Origin of the sequence: Streptomyces sp. NPDC058691 (assembly GCF_042714775.1) — a bacterium.
In the GTDB taxonomy this organism is placed as follows: Bacteria; Actinomycetota; Actinomycetes; order Streptomycetales; family Streptomycetaceae; genus Actinacidiphila.
In genome coordinates this window covers 14714-29520 of sequence record NZ_JBHXSO010000075.1, presented here as the reverse complement: position 1 = coordinate 29520, position 14807 = coordinate 14714, and the positions used below count along the sequence as shown (strand labels likewise).

General features: G+C 72.7%; 12 protein-coding genes and 1 pseudogene. 4 read left to right on the top strand and 9 right to left on the bottom strand.

Annotated features, from left to right (window positions below):
- The 4 genes and pseudogenes from ACFWVC_RS34700 to ACFWVC_RS34685 form a co-directional block, all read right to left on the bottom strand.
- Positions 1-301: pseudogene (locus tag ACFWVC_RS34700) on the bottom strand (ABC transporter permease); the annotation flags it as partial.
- Positions 298-1239: an ABC transporter ATP-binding protein gene (locus tag ACFWVC_RS34695; protein WP_384296769.1), complete on the bottom strand. Its 942-nt coding sequence runs from the start codon at positions 1237-1239 to the stop codon at positions 298-300. The pseudogene ACFWVC_RS34700 and the gene ACFWVC_RS34695, both read right to left, overlap by 4 nt.
- Positions 1240-1641: 402 nt before the next feature.
- Entirely contained in the window at positions 1642-2265 is a 624-nt protein-coding gene (locus ACFWVC_RS34690) for a TetR/AcrR family transcriptional regulator (RefSeq protein WP_384296768.1), read from the bottom strand.
- 55 nt (positions 2266-2320) lie between these two features.
- Positions 2321-2809, bottom strand: coding sequence for a carboxymuconolactone decarboxylase family protein (locus ACFWVC_RS34685; RefSeq protein ID WP_384296767.1), 489 nt, complete (start codon positions 2807-2809; stop codon positions 2321-2323).
- Positions 2810-2900: 91 nt separating this feature from the next.
- Between ACFWVC_RS34685 and ACFWVC_RS34680 the strand changes: the two genes are divergently transcribed.
- Positions 2901-3896 (top strand): pirin family protein, encoded by a 996-nt coding sequence (locus tag ACFWVC_RS34680; protein WP_384296766.1) that lies wholly within the window; start codon positions 2901-2903, stop codon positions 3894-3896.
- A gap of 48 nt (positions 3897-3944) precedes the next feature.
- Here the strand turns inward: ACFWVC_RS34680 and ACFWVC_RS34675 are convergent, their stop codons facing one another.
- From ACFWVC_RS34675 to ACFWVC_RS34660, 4 genes are all read right to left on the bottom strand, one after another.
- On the bottom strand, positions 3945-6818 hold the full coding sequence (locus ACFWVC_RS34675) for an FAD-binding and (Fe-S)-binding domain-containing protein (RefSeq protein WP_384296765.1): 2874 nt from the start codon (positions 6816-6818) through the stop codon (positions 3945-3947).
- A gap of 54 nt (positions 6819-6872) precedes the next feature.
- Positions 6873-8057: an anhydro-N-acetylmuramic acid kinase gene (locus ACFWVC_RS34670; protein WP_384296764.1), complete on the bottom strand. Its 1185-nt coding sequence runs from the start codon at positions 8055-8057 to the stop codon at positions 6873-6875.
- A 147-nt stretch (positions 8058-8204) separates the two neighbouring features.
- Positions 8205-9776 carry a sodium:solute symporter gene (locus ACFWVC_RS34665; RefSeq protein WP_384296763.1) on the bottom strand — a complete coding sequence of 524 codons (1572 nt, stop codon included), beginning with the start codon at positions 9774-9776 and terminating at the stop codon, positions 8205-8207.
- Positions 9777-9778: 2 nt separating this feature from the next.
- Complete coding sequence (locus tag ACFWVC_RS34660; RefSeq protein WP_384296762.1) at positions 9779-10807, bottom strand: N-acetylglucosamine kinase; 1029 nt, start codon at positions 10805-10807, stop codon at positions 9779-9781.
- A gap of 216 nt (positions 10808-11023) precedes the next feature.
- Here ACFWVC_RS34660 and ACFWVC_RS34655 point away from each other — a divergent pair, with 216 nt between their 5' ends.
- A complete protein-coding gene (locus ACFWVC_RS34655; protein WP_384296761.1) occupies positions 11024-11980 on the top strand; it encodes a MurR/RpiR family transcriptional regulator in 957 nt (318 codons plus the stop codon).
- Positions 11981-12067: 87 nt separating this feature from the next.
- Positions 12068-12973 (top strand): N-acetylmuramic acid 6-phosphate etherase, encoded by a 906-nt coding sequence (murQ, locus tag ACFWVC_RS34650; protein ID WP_384296760.1) that lies wholly within the window; start codon positions 12068-12070, stop codon positions 12971-12973.
- Positions 12974-13107: 134 nt separating this feature from the next.
- Here murQ and ACFWVC_RS34645 read toward each other — a convergent pair whose 3' ends face one another.
- A complete protein-coding gene (locus tag ACFWVC_RS34645; protein ID WP_384296759.1) occupies positions 13108-14208 on the bottom strand; it encodes a hypothetical protein in 1101 nt (366 codons plus the stop codon).
- 77 nt (positions 14209-14285) lie between these two features.
- Between ACFWVC_RS34645 and ACFWVC_RS34640 the strand changes: the two genes are divergently transcribed.
- The gene (locus ACFWVC_RS34640) at positions 14286-14708 is read left to right on the top strand and encodes a MarR family winged helix-turn-helix transcriptional regulator (protein WP_384296758.1); all 423 of its coding nucleotides are present in this window, start codon (positions 14286-14288) and stop codon (positions 14706-14708) included.
- The last annotated feature ends 99 nt before the right edge of the window (positions 14709-14807 follow it).

The window sequence follows — 14807 nt, the reverse complement described above, 5'->3', positions numbered from 1 at the left end:
CCACCGAGGTCAGCAGCGGCAGCGCCCAGGTGCCCGCGAAACCGAGCATCACCAGCGGTCCCGCCCACCCCGTGGCGTGCATCCAGCGGCCGAAGAGGGTGTCGACGGGGAGCGTGCTCTGCCGGCTCACCGCGGCGACGAAGAGCGCCGGCACGATCCAGCAGGCGAGGACCAGCAAGCGGATCGGCCATTGCGAGACCAGCTTGACGAGCTCGAAACGGTAGACACGCGTCACCGGGACGCGGCGGGCACTGGCAACGTTGTCGTCGGCAACGTCGTCCACGGCGACGGTCGCGGTCATCGGCCGGCCTCCTGCTGTTCGGTGAGGGCGAGGAACGCGGCCTCGAGCGGCGAGACCACCGGGGCGAGTTCGCGCACCGCGATGTCCCCGTGCACGAGCCGCACGACCAGTTCGTCGAGGGCGGGCACCTGAGCGCGGACGACGAGCACCTCGTCGTCGTGCCGTGTCCCGGTGTCGTCGGCGACGCGGATCCCGGCCGTCTCCACGGCGAGCTCGCGGGCGGCCCGCGGGTCGGAGGTGCGCAGCCGGTAGTCGAGTTCACGGTTCTCGGCGGCCAGCTTGCCCAGCGGGCCCGAGAAGACGACCCGGCCGGTGGAGAGAATGGTGACCTCTGAGCACAGTGCCTCCAGGTCGTCCATGCGGTGACTCGACATCACGACGCTGGTCCCGTCCGCCGCGAGCCGGTTGAGGACCCCGTGAACCTGCCTCTTCCCGGCCGGGTCCAGGCCGTTGGAAGGTTCGTCGAGCACGAGCAACCGGGGCTTCGTGAGCAGTGCCGCGGCGAGTCCCAGCCGCTGGCGCATACCGAGGGAGAACCCACGGGCCCGGTCGTCGGCGACATCGCTGAGCCCGACCTGGGCGAGTACGTCGTCGATACCCACGGTCCGCGCATCGCGACCACGGAGGGCGGCCAGCGCGGCGAGGTTCTGCCGGGCCGTCAGCGAGGGATACAGACCAGGGCCGTCCACGAACCCGGCGACGCCGTCGGGAGCGGCGAGCGCCCGCCCGACCGGCGTGCCCAGGATCTCGAGGGCGCCGCTGTCGGCCACGGCCAGTCCCAGCAGGAGACCGAGCAAAGTCGTCTTGCCGGCGCCGTTCGCTCCGACCAACCCGTGGATCTGACCCCGCGCCACATCCAGATCGACACCGTCGAGCGCGACAACGTCGCCGAAACACTTGGTGATTCCACGAGCCCGGACCGCGAGTTGTGCGGCCATGAGTCCCTCCTTCCAAACCCCTCACGCAACTTAGGGACCACACAAAACACAGAGGCCGACCGTTGGTTGAACGATGAAGGAATGGGAGAAGGACGATCACCTACAACTCGTGTAGGTGTCGAGCTGCGAACTGGACGCATGCCGACATACCGCGCGGCGACCTGCCTCGCGCGGCTTCCCCCGAGAGGCCAGGTCTCGTCATCGCGGCTCAGGCGTCAGCGCGGCATGAGCCGGCCGAGACTGCGCCCTGCCACCCAGCGCCTTTTGACGACCTGGAACCCGTGCGCGCCGACCTCGGCGGGGCACGACTCCCCTACCGCGGTGGCGGAATGGGCGCGCCACCGCAGCCCACAGGAGTCGCCGCCGCTCGGCTGCCCTTCAACCCGACCGTGCGGGAGGCGGTCACGTCCCGTACGGGACGGAGGGCGGCGACGATGCCGCGCGGAGCTGGGCGATGCCCATGTCGAGCGCGGCCTCCAGGTGCGTGAGCGAGCCGGTCGCCATGAGGATGGACACCCCGCCCTGGATGCCGGCGAGCAGGGCCGCGCCCGCCCTTTCGGCGTCCAGCGACCCCGGGATCTCGCCCTGCTCCTGCATGCTCCGGATGCCGGCGACGATGTCCACCTGCCAGGCCGCGAGCAGTTCCCGGGTCACGGCCTGCGCGCCGGGCGTGGTGCGGGTCAGCTCGGACGTGAGCACGCCCAGCGGGCAGCGCGGCCCCTGCTCGCGGTAGCGGTCGACGACGGCGTCGCGCCACCGCTCCCACGCCTGCCAGGAACTGAGGTCGCCCAGATACGGCTGCTGGTCGGACAGCACCCGCGCCGCCTCGTGGGAGGCGACCGCGAGCAGCAGATCCTCCCTGCCACCGGGGAAGTAGTGGAAGAGCTGGCTCTTGCTCGTGGCGGTGCGGCCGCGGATGTCGTCCAGGGTCGTCTCGCCCGGGCCCCGCTCGCGGATCACCATGGCCGCACCCTCGATGATCCGCTGCCGGGTGGCGGCCCCCTTGGCCGTGAGTCGTGGGGTCATGGCTTCATTCTCCGCCACGGTTTTTGGACGGGCCAGTCCAGTCCTCGGCCGGGGTTCACTGCCGGGGCAGCGGCCGTACCGGGTGCTTGCTCATGATGGACACGCGGTTGAAGGCGTTGATGGTGATGGCCACCCAGATCACCGCGGAGATCTCGTCGTCGGTCAGCACCTCGCGGGCCCCGGCGTAGGCGTCGTCCGCGGCGGCGGTGTCCGCGGGAGCGGTGGTCGCCTCGGCAAGGGCGAGCGCGGCACGCTCGCGCGGGGTGAAGACCTCCGTGTCCCGCCAGGCGGGCAGCACTCCCAGCCGCTGGGCGTCCTCGCCGGCCCGCAGCGCGGCCCTGGTGTGGACGTGCAGGCAGTAGGCGCAGCCGTTGATCTGGGAGACACGCAGATTGACCAGTTCCACGAGCACGCGGTCGAGCCCGGCGTCCGCTGCGGCGCCCCGGATCGTATCGGCGGCGTCACGCATCGCGCGATAGGACTGCGGTGTCTGCTTGTCGATGAATATCCGCCGGCCTGTGGTGGCCCGCGTCACCTCGCTCACCTGGACTCCTTCGGCGTGCCGTGTGCGTTGTCCCGTACGATCGAGCATGATAGTTGAACATCCAACTTTTCGCCGAGAGGGGCGTCACACGATGAGCAGCACCGAGGCCGACCCCACCGCTCCGCACGGTGGGTCCGGCGCGGCGGGGGACGGCCGGCCCACCTCGCCGGTCGACGTGTTCACCCCGAGGGACGTGCCCCTCGGCGGCCCCCGCGCGATGAGCGTGCGCCGGACCCTGCCGCAGCGGGCCCGGTCCCTCATCGGCGCCTGGTGCTTCGCCGACCACTACGGTCCCGACAACGTCGCCGACAGCGGCGGGATGGACGTGGCACCGCACCCCCACACCGGTCTGCAGACGGTGAGCTGGCTCTTCAGCGGCGAGATCGAGCACCGGGACAGCCTGGGCACATACGCCTACGTGCGCCCGGGCGAGCTCAACCTGATGACCGGCGGGTACGGGATCTGCCACTCCGAGGTCTCCACCCCCGCGACGACCGTCCTGCACGGCGTCCAGCTGTGGGTGGCGCTCCCCGAGGCACACCGGAACGCGCCCAGCGCCTTCGAGCACCACATTCCCAGCCCCGTCACCCTCGACGGGGGCGAGGTGCGGGTCTTCCTCGGCTCCCTGGCCGGCGACACGTCGCCCGTCCCCACCCACACCCCGCTGCTCGGCGCCGAACTCACGCTGCTGCCGCACGCGACCGTCACCCTCGCGATCGACCCCGCCTTCGAGCACGGCCTGCTCGTGGACGACGGCGAGGTGCAGATGGCCGGAACGGCGCTGCGCCGGGCCGAACTCGGTTATCTCGAACCGGGGAACGCGACGCTGACGCTGACCAACACCGGCGACACCCCGGCCCGGACGATCCTGCTCGGCGGGACGCCGTTCGAGGAGCAGATCGTGATGTGGTGGAACTTCATCGGCCGCTCCCACCAGGACATCGTCGAGGCCCGTGCGGCGTGGCAGAGCGCGACCAGCCGATTCGGCGCCGTCGAGGGCTACCCCGGGGAACGCCTGCCGGCCCCCGAGCTCCCCAACGCCGTCCTCGCCCCGCGCGGCAACCCGACCCGCCCGCACCGCGCCTGATTCGCCGTCACCCGACGCCACGCGCGGGCCCTGCCGGGCCACCGCCCCTCAGGCGGTGGCCTCGTCGAGGAGTTCCAGCACGTGCCGGTAGGGACGGCCGGTGGCCCGGCTCATGCCCATCTCGCAGGTGCGGTTGCAGGAGGCGTACGCGTCGTACGTGCCCGCCGTGATCTCGGCGGCCTGGGCGGCGGTCGCCGACGCGGTGATCTCCGGGTGGAGCAGGCCGCGGTCACCCGCGAAGGCGCAGCACCCCCAGTTGTCCGGCACGGTGACCTCCTCGCTCACGGCCGCCGCGACGGTGCGCAGCGCGCCGTCGATGCCCAGGTGCGCGGTGGAGCAGGTGGGGTGCAGAGCGAGGGTGCCCAGGCGGCGGGGCTCGGGCAGCGCGGGGAGCAGGTGCTCGGCGGTGAAGGCCACACTGTCCACGAAGCGCAGCGCGGCGAAGCGGGCGCGGTCCGGCTCCGGCAGGACGCCGGGCAGTTGCTCCAGGCCGTGGGTGCAGGAGGAGGCGTCGCTGACCACGGGCAGCCGGCCGTGGTCGCTGGCCTCCCAGAGCACGTCCAGGGTGCGGGCGGCCATGGTGCGGTGTCCGTCGGTGTAGCCCTTGGACTGCCAGGGGGTGCCGCAGCACAGGCCCGCCAGCCGTTCGGGGACGGTCACGGCGACGCCCGCGCGCTCGCACAGCCGCAGGAAGGCGGCGGTCGAGCCCGGCGACCCGTCGGAGGCCCCCTCCGGGGCGAAGACGCTGCCGATGCAGGCGGCGAAGAACACCGCTTGGGCGCCTTCGGGCCGCCGCGCCGCGGGGCGGGCCGGTCCGCCGCGCGGGATGTCGTCGGCCCAGGCGGGGACGAGTTCCCCCGCGCCGAGTCGCCGGACCGCGCCGGTGGCGGCGCGCAGGGCCGGGGCCGGCAGGACGTGCGCGGTGTTCAGCGCCGCCCGTACGCCCTTGACCGCGGTTCCCCAGTGCCGGGCCGTCGCGCCCCCGGCCCGCTGCGCGGCGGGGCTGTGGCGTTCGGCGCGCAGGCGCTTCATGACCGCGCCGGTGTCGATGGTCACGGGACACGCTGTGACGCAGAGGCTGTCGGCGGCGCAGCTGTCGACGGCCGCGTAGGCGTAGTCGGCCTCCAGGGCCCGGCGGCGCTCCTCGTCCCCGGCGGCGGTGGCGAGCGCGATCTCCCGGCTCAGCGCGATGCGTTGGCGCGGCGTCGTGGTCGCGTCGGCGGTGGGGCAGACGGGTTCGCAGTAGCCGCACTCCACGCAGGCGTCCACGGCGGGATCGACCTGCGGGACGCTCTTGAGGTTGCGCAGGTGCGCCGTGGGATCGTCCTCCAGGAGCACGCCCGGGTTGAGCACGTTGTGCGGGTCGCAGAGCCGCTTGAGTTCGCGCATGACGTCGTACAGTTCGTCGCCGTACTGGCGGCGCACGAAGGGTGCCATGGCGCGGCCGGTGCCGTGCTCGGCCTTGAGGGTGCCGCCGGCGTCCAGGACAAGGTCGACCATGGCGTCGGTGAACCGGGCGTAACGCTCGGTCTCCGCGGCGGAGTCGAAGTCCTGGGTGAGCATGAAGTGCAGATTGCCGTCGCGGGCGTGGCCGAAGATCACCGCGTCCTGGTAGCCGTGCCGGTCGAACAGGCCGATCAGCCCTTCGCAGGTACCGGTCAGCCGCTCCATGGGGACCGCGATGTCCTCCAGCAGTGCCGTGGTGCCTGGGCGGCGCGCGCCCGCGACGGCGGTGTAGAGGCCCTTGCGCAGGTGCCAGAGCCGGGCCCTGACCCGTGCGTCGCGGACGAGCGCGGTCCCGGTGACGGCGGGCAGGCGGTCCAGGACCGGCTGCGCGGCCGCCACCCGTTCCGCCAGCAGTTCGGCGCTGTCCTCCGCGAACTCGACCAGCAGCGCGGCGTGGTGCTCCACGCGCAGTCCGCGCAGTTCGTCCACCGGGTCAGGGGCCTGCTGGGCCACGCGCAGCGACGCGGCGTCGAGGAGTTCGGCGGTGCGGGCGCCGGCGGCCAGCAGCGCGGGCAGGGCGTCGGTGGCCTCGGCGAGGCCGGGCAGCACGAGCAGACCGGTGGCGGTGTGCGGCAGAAGGGGGACGGTGCGGAAGACGGCCTCGCCGACGAAGCCGAGGGTGCCCTCGCTGCCGATCATGAGGTGGGCGAGGATGTCGGCCGCTCCGGCGTGGTCGAGGAACGAGTTGAGCCCGTAGCCCATGGTGTTCTTCATCGCGAACAGCCGCTCGATGGTGGCGCGCGATCCGGCCGAGGCGCGGACGCGGTCGCGCAACCGGAGCAGTCCCGCGTGGAGTTCGGGTTCGCGGGCCCGCAGCGCCTCGTCCGCGTCGGGGGCCGCGGTGTCCACGACGGTGCCGGACGGCAGCACGAACTGCAGTGACTCCATGGTGCGGTAGGCGTTGTCCTGCGTACCGCAGTTCATGCCGCTGGAGTTGTTGGCGACGAGTCCGCCGATGGTGCACGCGCTCTCGCTGGCCGGGTCGGGGCCGAGCCGGCGTCCGTACCGGGCAAGCCGCGCATTGGCCTGACGAACCGTCAGTCCCGGTTGCAGCCTGATGCGCTGCCCTTCGTCCAGCACTTCGGCGGTCCGCCAGTGGCTGCGGACGTCCACCAGGATCCCGTCGCCGCCGGCCTGCCCCGCCAGGCTGGTGCCGCCCGAGCGGAGCGTCAGCGGCAGACCCGCCGCGCGGGCCCCGGCCATCAGGGCCCCCACCTCGGCGGCGGACGCGGCCCGCACCACGGCCTGCGGCGTGAACAGGTACGGCGACGCGTCGTGGGCGGCCGCGACCCTTCGGGGTACGTCGGTGGTGACCCTGGCCGGGTCGCTCACGCACGAGGCCAGGAGCCCGGCCAGGCCGGGACCCCGGTCCACGGTGGGCGGCGCGGTGGTGGATTCGGCGGCGGAGTGGCTCATGGGTCTCGGGTCCTCGGGTGCTGGGACGGACGCGGTGGGTGCGCGGCGGGGCGGTCAGCCGGCGGGGCCGGTGACCCGGAGCAGGCGGGGCGCCCGCTCGGCGGGCTCGGGCAGACGCAGCGGCGACAGGCCGGGGGTGATGCTGCCCAGCAGCGTGGCACGGCGGGCGCCGGTGCCGGAGGGCAGCGCGCCGGGCAGGCCGTTGACGGTGAGGAAGCCCAGCACCGCGAAGGCCAAGGCCTCCTTGGCGTCCGACGGTATGCCCAGGTCGTCGCTGGGGCGCAGGCGCACGTTCGGCAGTTCCTCGGCGATCATGCCCATCAGCACGGGGTTGCGGACGCCGCCGCCGGAGACCACGAGTTCGGTGACGCCATGGGCGCGGCAGGCGTCGGCCACGGTGACGGCGGTGAGCCGGGTCAAGGTGGCCAGCACGTCGTCCGGGCCCGGGCCGGGCGCGGGCAGCGCGTCGAGGGCCCGCAGCAGATAGGGCAGGTGGAAGAGCTCCTTGCCGGTGCTCTTCGGGGCGGGCCTGCCGTAGTAGGGGTCGTCCAGGAGCAGCGCGAGCAGTTCGGGGACGGTCCGGCCGGCCGCCGCCCTGCGCCCGTCCTCGTCGTACGCGGCCGCCCCGTCGGTGAAGTGCCGCACCGCGGCGTCCAGCAGGGCGTTGGCGGGGCCGGTGTCGAAGGCCAGCGGTTCGGCGCCGGGCGCGAGGACGGTGACATTGGCGATACCGCCGAGGTTCAGCGCCGCGGGTGTGCCCGGCAGGGCGCGCAGCAGCAGGGTGTCCGTCATGCCGACCAGCGGGGCGCCCTGGCCGCCCGCGGCGACGTCCCGGCTGCGCAGGTCGGAGACGACGGGCAGGCCGGTGGCCTCGGCGATCCAGGCGGGCCGGCCGAGTTGGAGCGTGCCGCGGACGGTGCCGTCCTCGACCCAGTGGTGCATGGTCTGGCCGTGCGAGACCACGAGGTCGGCGGCGCCGTCGCACAGTTCGCGCAGGGCGCGCCCGGCGGCGCCGGCGAAGGCCTGGCCGATGCCGGTGTCGAGGGCGCAGACGGCCTGCGTGGTCGTGGCCGCCGGAGGCAGCGTGGCGGCGATCAGCTCCCGCACGTCGTCGGGGTAGGGCACGGAGAGGTGGCCGAGCGGCCGCAGGAGCAGGGTGTCGCCGTCCAGGGTGAGGTCGGCGGCGGCCGCCTCGATGGCGTCGTAGGAGGTGCCCGACATCAGGCCGATCACACGCACGGTGCCTCCTGACGCGGGTGCCGCGGACCGAGCCGCTTCGGCATGTCTGCTCCCTACTGTCTTGTCCTGCTGTCTTGTCGCTGGTGCTGAACGAGGGGCGCGGGGCCGTCGCGGTGGACGGCCCCGCACCTCATGGGTGGCGCGTCGTCACTGCCGGCCGGCGGCCGCCGCGACCCGGTCGGAGCCGGGGCCGGGCTCGCCGTCGCCCGCGGGGACCGCGGCGCTCTCGGGGGCCCGGTGGAACAGACTCATCACGCCGCCGACCACCAGGGTGATCACCACGCCGATCGGCACCAGCCACTGGGCGGCGATCGCCGTCGGCACGGTGGCACCCGCGACGGTGACGTCGATCTTCACGTCGCGCACGATGTAGGTCATCACACCCACCGTCACCAGGAACGCCACGATGGAGTCGATCTCGTTGGCGCGCCGGATGAGCCGTCCGAGCAGGAACGCGCCGAGCAGGGCGCCGTAGGTGTAGCCCGCGATGGTCAGACCGGTGAGATAGACGTTGCCCGTGTTCGCGCTGAAGGCGCAGGCGAAGACCGCCATGAGCACCGCCCACACCAGGGTCATCACCCGGGCGAGCTTGAGCAGGGACTCCTCGGAGGGCGTACTGCGGAAGAAGCTGTGGATGATGTCGGACACCGTCGAGTTCGACATGGAGTTCAGCGCGGAGGACAGCGAGCCCATCGCGGCGCCGAGGATGCCGGCCACGAGCAGGCCCGAGATCACCACGGGCAGGCCGTGCAGGATGAAGTTCGGGTAGAGGTTGTCGGAGCTGGCCAGGCCGAGGGACTTGAAGTCCTTGCCCTGGTTGTAGGACCACAGGAGCGCGCCGACGAGCGAGAAGGCCGCGAACTGGATGGTGACGAAGATGCCGGACGCGATCATGGCCTTCTGGCCGTCGCGCAGCGTGCGGGTGGTCAGGATGCGCTGGACGATCAGCTGGTCGGAGCCGTGGCTGGCCATCGCGAAGATCGCGCCGCCGATGATCGCGGTCGGCAGGGCGAACGGGCTGGTGAGGATGTGTGCGAAGTCGAAGTTGGTGTCGAAGAGCTTGAAGTGGCCCGAGTGCAGGGCGCTCGAGAAGCCGGCGCCGCCGACGTGGCCGGAGAGCACGGCGATGGCGAGGATCGCACCGCCCAGGTACAGGCCCATCTGGATGGCGTCGGTCCAGATGACCGCCTTGATGCCGCCGAGGTAGGTGTAGACCACGGTGATGATCGTGAGCACGATGATGATGAGGCGGTAGCTCGCGTGCACACCGAACTCGTCGAGCAGCAGCTTGATCGGGATCGCGGAGGCGAACAGGCGGACGCCCTCGGCCAGGAGCCGGGTGAAGACGAACGTCACCGAGGCCAGCCCCTGCAGTTTCAGCCCGAACCTGCTGCCCAGGTACTGGTAGGCGCTGACGAACCCGCCGCGCTTGTACAGCGGGATCAGCACGGCCGCCACGATGACGCGGCCGATCACATAGCCGAGGGCGAGTTCGACGTTGCCGAAGCCCTGGCCGCTGTAGGCGCCGCCGGGCACGCTGATGACGGTGAGCACGCTGGTCTCGGTCGCCACGACGGAGAACGAGACGGCCCACCACGGCATGTGGCCTTCGCCGACGAAGTAGTCCTTCGCCGTTTTCTGCCGTCCGGCCTTGCGCAGTCCGATCACGGCGATCGCGATCAGATAGACGACGATCACCACAAGGTCGAGTTGGCGCACGCTCACTCCTGAATGACGGCCGGCGAGGTCACCGGCGGGGTGGGGACGGTGGGGAAGGTCGTCGTCCGCCGTACGCGGGCGACGTGGGGTTCGTGCGGTGCCGAGGCGTCGAGCGCCAGGAGGCGTGCGCCGTCCAGCGGGTCCCCGAGCGGGGGGCGCAGGTGCAGGGGGCGCGGGGAACCGGCGAGCGCCGCGGTGAGCGGCCCGGTGAGGGGTTCGCCGAGACCGGTCAGTCCGCCGGTGACGGCGACCGGCAGGGCGTCGCCGCCGGCGATGCGGCGGGCCGCTGTGAGCACGGCCTCACCGAGCGCGGCGGCGGCGTCCCGGACGATGGCGGAGGCGGGGCCGTCGCCCGCGGCGGCGGCTCGGGCCACCTCCGGGGCGAAGGACGCGGCGGTGCGGGCGGGGTTGCCGTCCCGGCCCAGCGCCGAGGGCAGCCGGTCGGGGTCGCCGAAGCACTCCACGGCCGCGGCCAGCAGTGCGGTGTGCGGTCCGCGGCCGTCGTGGGCGCGGAGCGCCGCGCGCAGTCCGGCGGCGCCGATCCAGGCGCCGCTGCCCTCGTCGCCGAGCCAGGGGCCCCAGCCGTCGACGCGGGCGTAGGAGCCGTCGTCCCCGATGCCGATGGCGACGGAGCCCGTCCCGATCGCGAGCACCACGCCGGTGCGGCCGCCGAGGGCGCCCGCGTGAGCGGTGACGGCGTCGCTGGTGACGGCCACCTCGTCGGCGGGCAGGTCTTCGAGCAGCAGTCCGGCCAGCGCGCGGGCCGCCTCCGGGGCGGTGGCCGCCCCGGCGGCACCGACGCAGACCGCGTCCAGCCGGCCGCCGTGCCCGCCCTCGATGAGCGGGAGCAGCGGGAGGACGGCCGCACGCACCGCGGCACGGGCCGCCGCCACACCGTCGCCGGCGGCGAGCCCGGGGGCCCCGGGCACCTCGTGGACGTCGTGGGTGGAACCGGTGCCGCCGTTGCCGCCGTTCCACAGCACGGCACGGCAGCCGGTCTTGCCCAGGTCCACCGCCACTGCTGCTGTCATACGGCACGCCTTCGTGTCTGCGTGGATCCGGCACGTCGGGCGGTCACGGGACAGCCGGGAGGCCGGGTGACCGGCGCGGATCGCGGTGCAGCGAGTATCGGAAGGCCGACCTCCGTATGTCAATAAGTAACTTCACGTAACCTCTTCCGTAAGTTTTTGACGCACCGCTGATGCGTGGTTAGTGTGGCGCCCACCCCACCAGGAGGGACCCGGCCCATGGCCCGCCAGGAACCACCCCGCGCACCGGCACAGCCGGCCCACCCGGCAGACGACGCCCCCGCCGCCGGCACGCTGGCGCGTATCCGCGCGGCGCTGCCGAACCTGGCCCCGTCGGAACGCCGGGTGGCCGACGCCGTCCTGGCCGACCCGGCGCATGCCTCCGAGCTGTCCATCAGCGCCCTGGGCGAGCGGGCGGACACCTCGGTCGCCACGGTCATGCGCTTCTGCCGGGCCATAGGGATCACCAACTACCCGCAGCTGCGCCTGGCACTGGCCGCGGCCGCCGCCCGCGAGCACGCGCTCGGCGGCGAGCGTCCGGCGCCGGGCACCGACATCAGCGCCACCGACACGCTCGACCAGATCGTCAGCAAGATCGTCTACAACGAGATACGCGCCCTGGAGGACTCCGGAGCGCAGCTCGACATCGAGGCACTGCGACGCGCGGTCGATGCCGTCGCAGGTGCCCGGCGGGTCGACATCTTCGGCGTCGGCGCGAGCGCCTTCGTCGGCCAGGACCTGCACCAGAAGCTGCACCGCATCGGCCACATGGCCTTCATCTGGACCGACCGCCACGCCGCCCTCACCGCGGCCGCCCTCCTCGGCCCCGGGGACGTCGCCCTGGCCATCTCCCACTCCGGGGAGACCGAGGACACCGTCGAACCCCTCCAGGCCGCCGCCGAACGCGGCGCCACCACCATCGCCCTCACCAACGTCGCACGCTCCACCCTCGCGGAGAGCGCCGACCTCGTGCTGACCACCTGCGCCCGGGAGACCCCCTTCCGGTCCGGCGCCACCGTCAGCCGTATCGCCCAACTCGCGCTCATCGACTGCCTGTTCGTCGGCGTGGCCCAGCGTTCCTACGACGCCACGACCGCCGCGCTGCAGAAGACCTACGGGGCGGTCCAGCGCCGCAAACGCCCTCAGCCGCCGCGCCGCACCCCGGCGGCCGACTGACCGCCGACCGACCGTCGGCCTACCACCGGCCCTGGGCACTCCCCCGAGCACCACCTCTGAGCACCACCCTGAAAGGACGACCGCGCCGTGGACCTCAGCACACTCGGCACTCTCGGCACCGAGATCCGCAACGACCGGACCGCCGAACTGGACCGCATGCCGGTCTCCGAACTGCTCTCGGTCATGAACGCCGAGGACCAGACCGTCGCCCTCGCGGTACGCGAAGCGCTCCCGCAGATCGGTGACGCCGTAGAGGCCATCACGCACTCCTTGCGGCGCGGCGGCCGGCTGATCTACCTCGGCGCGGGCACCAGCGGCCGCATCGGCCTGCTCGACGCCGTCGAGTGCCCGCCCACCTTCGGGACCCCGCCCGAGCAGGTCGTGGGTCTGCTCGCCGGCGGCCCCGGTGCGTTCATCGTGGCCGTCGAGGGCGCCGAGGACGAGCCCGCGCGGGCGGTCGCGGACCTCGACGAGATCGGCGTGAACGAACGGGACACGGTCGTCGGCCTCGCGGCGAGCGGCCGCACCCCCTATGTCGTCGGCGGGCTCAAGCACGCCGCCGCCGCGGGCGCCGTCACCGTGTCGGTGGCCTGCAACCGCGACGCCCTCGTCAGCCGCTACGCCGACATCCCCATCGAGGTCATCACCGGCCCCGAGGTCCTCACCGGCTCGACCCGCCTCAAGGGCGGCACCGCCGAGAAGATGGTCTGCAACATGCTCTCGACCGCCTCGATGGTGCGTGTGGGCAAGGTCTACGGGAACCTCATGGTCGACATGCGGGCGACCAACGACAAGCTCGTCGACCGGGCCCGCCGCATGGTGTCCCAGGCCACCGGCGCCGACGCGGACACCGCCGCCCGCGCCCTGGAGGAGGCGGGCGGCCACGCCAAGACCGCCATCGTCATGCTCCTCGCCGGCTTCACCGCCGAGGAGGCCGCCCAGCGCCTCGCCCAGACCCAGGGCGACACGCGGACGGCCGTCGCCCGCTCCTGACGCACCTGACACGCCGGGAGCGGCAAGCCGTGCGGGCGTCCCCGATCCCGGGGACGCCCGCATGTGCGGTGGGCCCGCTCCGACGCCTTCGTCCAGAGTGTGAGTGGGCCTCCGTCCTGCCACGACCAGGCGTGTCAGACGGCGACGGCCTCGCCGATCTCTTCCTCGGCGTCCTCCTCCACCGCGGGCAGCGGGGCAGGCGCCGCACCGGCCAGTCGGGCGCGTCGTTCCGCGGTGTCCGCGGCGGCGAGCGCCACGAGGCCGGCGCCGAGCCACAGGACCAGCGAGACGATGCGGCCGGTCAGGCCCGCTCCGGAGGGGAAGTAGAGGAGGCTGCGAACGCCCTCGACGAAGCCCGCGCCGTTCCAGAAGGCGTGCAGCGCGCCGAAGAAGCCGTTCTGCAGTTCGGGGCGGAAGATGCCGCCCGAGGTGGTGAAGTTCAGCATGACGAAGAGCGCCATCATCGTCAGGGTGGTCCACCGCTTGAGGAAGGTGTGCAGCCCGACACCGATGGCGACGATCCCCGCCGAGTAGAGCCACGCCATGCCCCACACACCGGCGAGGTCGTGATCGACGATGTGGAACACCGGCCCCGCGAGCACGGTGCCTATGACGCTCACCACGAACGAGGTCGCCAGGCCGATGGCGGCCCGGGTCCACAGCCGCAACGTGGCACCGGCCGCGCCGATGGCCGCGACGCTGGCGTAGGAGCCGATGCTGATCGTGACCAGGACGAAGAAGAGTCCCTGCCCGGTGGGGTCGCCTTGCGAGGTCGGCGCGATGTCCGTGACGTGCAGGGCGGCGCCGTCCCGGTCGGCCACCAGGCGGAAGACGGTCTCGGCGGCCGTGGCGGTGGTGTCGGAATTGGCCTTGGCGACCAGCAGCCGGGGGTGCTCCGTGGACGGGAGGTAGGCGCCGGCCAGGTCGCGGTCCATCAACTGGTGCTCGGCGGCGTGACGCGTGGGGAGGGTCGTGACGTCCAGCGCGTCGCCCGCCTTGTCCTTGAGCGTCTGCGCGAGGAGCTGCGCGCGCGGCCCGGTCCCGACGACGGCCACCTTCATCCCGTGCGGCGCGGGGGCGTGGAAGGCGCCGAGGTAGGCCAGGCCCATGCCCAGGCACATCAGCAGCGGGGTCACCAGGTGGAGAACGATGTGTCCCACGCTGTGGCTCAGGCGGGGAGCCGCGTGCGCGTGTGCGTGAGCCCCACCCGTGGCGGCGGCCGGGGATGCGGTCATCTGGAACAGACCTCCCAATGTGATTGGTAAATACAACCTTCTTTCTTGTACAGTACACCTAACTGAAGGAGGTCCGGATGCCGGCCCGTGACGCAGCCATCGACGTGATCCAGCGCGAACTCACCGCCTTCGCCCGCCGCGCCCGAACGCGCGCTTCGCAGATTCACCCCGAGCTGTCCCTGGTGGCCTACGGCATGCTCGACTACATAGAGGAGCGCGGCGGCTGCCGTGTCACCGACCTCGCCTCGCACTTCCTGCTCGACAAGTCCACCGTCAGCCGCCAGGTCGCGGTACTGGAGCGCGGCGGCCTGATCGAGCGCGGGTCGGACCCGCACGATCAGCGCGGACAGATCCTCCGGCCGTCCGAGCAGGGCTTGCGGCTGCTGGCGGAGGCGAACGAGCGACGCCGGCTCGCCTTCGCACGGCGGTTCGCCGACTGGGACGACACGGACCTGGAGCAGCTGGCCCATCACCTCCACCGCTACAACGCGGCCGGCTGAGCCCGGCTCCCCCGCTACGGTCCCGGCCTCGACCACGGCAGACATCCGATCTACCCGGTCGCATCGGCTCGACTCCCGACCCATCGATGCGGAAATCAC